At 59.5% G+C, this 2,713-nt stretch carries 2 protein-coding genes and 1 pseudogene; all 3 read left to right on the top strand.

The window, feature by feature from the left end:
- Nucleotides 1-640 (top strand): annotated as a pseudogene (locus tag H5U08_RS15155) (F0F1 ATP synthase subunit alpha); the annotation flags it as partial.
- Nucleotides 641-721: 81 nt separating this feature from the next.
- Nucleotides 722-1,609, top strand: coding sequence for an ATP synthase F1 subunit gamma (gene atpG, locus H5U08_RS15150; protein ID WP_297034884.1), 888 nt, complete (start codon nucleotides 722-724; stop codon nucleotides 1,607-1,609).
- A 121-nt stretch (nucleotides 1,610-1,730) separates the two neighbouring features.
- Nucleotides 1,731-2,713: F0F1 ATP synthase subunit beta (gene atpD, locus H5U08_RS15145; protein WP_297034881.1), on the top strand; the 983-nt coding region annotated here is incomplete at its 3' end.

Genomic DNA, 2,713 nt, shown 5'->3' with positions numbered 1-2,713 from the left:
GAGTGACGAACGGGGAGGTGGTTCGCTGACGGCGCTTCCCATCGTGGAAACGCTCGAAGGGGAAGTTTCGGCGTATATTCCCACCAACGTGATCTCCATCACCGACGGTCAGATTTACCTCCAGCCGGATTTGTTCTTCGCCGGCCAGCGACCGGCGATGAATGTCGGTATTTCGGTTTCCCGGGTGGGTGGAAAGGCGCAGATTCCAGCCATGAAAAAGGTGGCCGGTGGTTTGCGGTTGGACCTGGCGGCCTTCCGCGAATTGGAAGCGTTCGCGCAACTGGGGACGGAGTTGGATCCCGCGACCCAGGCCCGGCTGGACCGTGGCTACCGTATGACCGAACTGTTGAAGCAGGGTCAATACCAGCCGATGCATGTGACCGATCAGGTGCTGGTCATTTATGCGGGTACCAAGGGATATCTTGACCCCATTCCGGTTGCTGAGGTGCGGACGTGGGAAAAAGAGTTTCTGGAACACATCCACACCAACCACAAGGATGTCTGGCAGCGGATCACGGATACGAAAGACCTGGACTCCGAGACGGAAGAAAAACTGGTGGCAATTCTGGACGACTTTAACCGGCAGTATCTCGAGAAAAAGAAGAAAGCGAAGGAGTCTGCCCCCGCCGCAGCGGCGTGACGGTGGACCGAGGGAGAAAGGGACTGGGAGGAGGGCCGTCGCGGGTTGCAGAGGTACAAATCACGGTAATAGGGCGTTGCAATGGTCAAAGCGAGGACACTGGAACGGCGTCGCCGCTCCGTCCGCAATATTCGCAAGATCACGCGGACGATGGAGCTGATTTCCACGGCACGGTTCAAACGGGCCATGGATCGCGCCCTCGCCGCGTCGGCGTATACCCGGCGCCTGACCACGGTGCTGGGGCATCTGGTGGCAGCCGGGGCGGAAATCAGCCATCCCCTCATGCAGCCCCATGATGCGGTGAAGAACGTGGTGCTCCTTGTTCTCACCAGCAATCGCGGCCTCTGCGGAGGGTTCAACTCGTCGATCCTTCGCATGGCGATGGGGCGTCTGCGGCACTGGCGCGACAAGGCCGAATCGGTCCGGCTCGAAGTATCCGGAAAAAGAGGAATATCGGGGTTGAAATTTCGAGGGATTGAAGTGCATGGAAAGTACACGCACTTTGATGCCCGACCCCGATTTGAAGACGTCCACACCCTGGCCGAGCGCTATGCCAGGGAGTTCCTGGCCGGCGAGATTGACCAGGTGGAAGTCGTGTATACGAAATTTGAGTCCGCCAGTCGGCAATACCCCGTTGTGGAAACGCTGTTGCCGCTGAGCGATTTCGACATCGGAGAAGAGAATGGGACTTCCCACCGGGTAGAATACGACTTTCTGCCGTCTCCGGAGAGCGTTGTGGAAGAGATTGTCCCCACAGCGTACAAGATGCAGCTTTTCAAGTGCTTCCTGGATTCGGCGGCGGCAGAGCAGATTGCCCGGATGGTCGCCATGAAGACAGCCACCGAAAATGCCGACACGATGCTGGCAAACCTGAGTGTGGCGTACAATCGGGCAAGACAGACCCAGATCACGTCGGAAATCCTCGAGGTGGTCAGCGGAGCAGAGGCCCTGGAAAAACAAGGGGGGTAATACTGGCAAGGCCGTCCTGTATGGCGGTCCACGGAGGCCTGCCCAGCGGGTCATGCAACTGGCATCAAAATAAGCTGAAAACTTCGCATCAAAGTTGTAAGAAGGGAAATCGAGGGACGACATGAGCAGCCCTAGCGCGGAAACGAAGCCAACCCAGGCGGATGTCGTACGGGAGCCCAACTACGGGCGGATCACGCAGGTGATCGGTTCCACTTTCGATGCCGAGTTTCCCGAGCATCGACTGCCGGCTATTTACAATGCCGTCAAGGTCGAAGAGGAAGTCAAGGGAATCCGCATCAACCTGACCGGCGAAGTCCAGCAGCACCTCGGCGGAGGCCGTGTCCGCTGCGTGGCGCTGGGAACCACTGATGGTCTGGTGCGGGGAATGAAGTGCCTGGATACCGGGGGACCGGTGAAGGTTCCGGTGGGAAAGGGAATTCTCGGTCGAGTGTTCAACCTGCTCGGTGAACCGATCGATGACCGCGGACCGGTCGAGGCTGAAGATTGGTGGCCCATCCATCGTGAAGCGCCGCCGGTCACCGAGCTCTCCACGAAGGTGGAGGTGTTCGAAACGGGAATCAAGGTGATCGACCTTTTGACCCCGTTCGTGCGGGGTGGTAAGGCGGGGCTGTTCGGTGGGGCAGGACTCGGGAAGACCGTGATCCTCACCGAGCTTATCGCCCGGATTGCCACCTCGCACGGTGGTTATTCGGTGTTCGCCGGGGTGGGGGAGCGGACCCGCGAGGGGAACGACCTCTGGCTGGAAATGCAGGAAACCAAAATCGGTTCCACGGGGCGGCGCGTCATCGAGCAGACATGCATGGTCTTCGGCCAGATGAACGAGCCGCCTGGAGCCCGTTTGCGGGTAGCCCTTTCCGCCCTCACCATGGCGGAGTATTTCCGCGACACGACGGGAGCGGACGTGCTCCTGTTTATCGACAACATTTTCCGATTCTCCCAAGCGGGAAGCGAGGTTTCCGCGTTGCTTGGCCGGATGCCATCCGCGGTAGGTTACCAACCGACACTGGCCACGGAGATGGGGGCCCTTCAGGAACGGATCACGTCCACATCCCGCGGGGCCATCACCTCGGTGCAGGCGGTGTA

Origin of the sequence: Thermogutta sp. (assembly GCF_014359955.1) — a bacterium.
Lineage (GTDB): Bacteria > Planctomycetota > Planctomycetia > Pirellulales > Thermoguttaceae > Thermogutta.
This window is presented reverse-complemented; position numbering and strand designations above follow the sequence as displayed.